This window comes from Roseicella frigidaeris (assembly GCF_003258945.1).
Classification (GTDB): domain Bacteria; phylum Pseudomonadota; class Alphaproteobacteria; order Acetobacterales; family Acetobacteraceae; genus Paracraurococcus; species Paracraurococcus frigidaeris.
On the sequence record NZ_QLIX01000085.1, the window covers coordinates 1 to 1,111 of the forward strand.

Below are 1,111 nucleotides of genomic sequence, written 5' to 3' on the forward strand. Positions count from 1 at the left end.
ATCGCTTGCGCCTTCGTCCGCTTGGCCATGATCCGCATCATGCTGCGACGGCTGGCCGCAACCCCCTCCGCCTGAATCAGAACTTCCCGGATGGGCTCTTAGCTCGAGTTTGGCCATTCAGGCGGCGTGGCAGAGCGCGTATGCGATGCCCTCGCGGAGGGCTGGCGAGAGTTTTGTGGTCTCGACGGACTGCCGGGACATGACGAAACCCCGCTCGCTCCAGACTGCGCGTCGTACTGCGGCGAGACTGTCGGCAAAGGTCGGCCGCTGCTTTCGGTACTAGGTGTCGCTGCTATGGAGGTTGTCCCTCCGGGGCTGAGGTTGGAGGCTGTGGTTGCCAGACCGTCAACCGCCGAGCCGGAGCCCCGGATGGACAGTCATGAGAATGNTTGCCGCCGAGGGCGAGGCCGGCCTGCGCGACAGATCCGCCAGGCCGTTTCGGAGCCCGACCCGCCTGCCACTCGATACGACCGCGCAGATCGAGGCACTGCGCCGCCAGCGCCGATCCGGCCCGGCCATTGCCCGTCAGCTCGGCCTGCCTGTTTCGACGGTCGGGTTGGAGTTACGCCGGTTGGGCCTGGGCCGGCTGCGGGCGCTGGACCCCAAGCCCGAGATCATCCGCTACGAGCGCGAGCACCCGGGCGAACTGATCCACATCGACAGCAAGAAGCTCGGCCGCATCGATGGCATCGGCCACCGCATCACCAGCGACCGCACGGGCCAAAGCAGCAAGCGCGGTACCGGCTGGGAGTACCTCCATGTCGCCATCGACGACGCCTCCCGCCTTGCCTTCACCGCCATGATGCCAGACGAGAGGAAGCAGAGCGCGGTGGCTTTCCTCGACGCCGCCACCGCTTGGTTCAAGGCCCATGGCGTCATCGCCCAACGCGTCATGACCGACAACGGCTCTGCCTACAAAAGCAAGGCCTTCGCCCGCGCCATCGCAACCCATGGTCTGAAGCACAAGCGCACCCGGCCCTACACACCAAAGACCAACGGCAAGGCCGAACGCTTCATTCAGACCAGCATTCGCGAATGGGCCTACGCCTCGCCGTTCTCGTCTTCCGCCGATCGCACCCGCGCCATGCGCCCCTGGCTGCACGCCTACAAC

1 protein-coding gene is annotated in these 1,111 nt (G+C 66.1%); it reads left to right on the plus strand.

Annotated elements, in window-relative coordinates; genetic code table 11:
* Window positions 1-385 precede the first annotated feature (385 nt).
* On the plus strand, window positions 386-1,111 hold a 726-nt coding region (locus tag DOO78_RS26870), incomplete at its 3' end, for an IS481 family transposase (protein ID WP_165839114.1).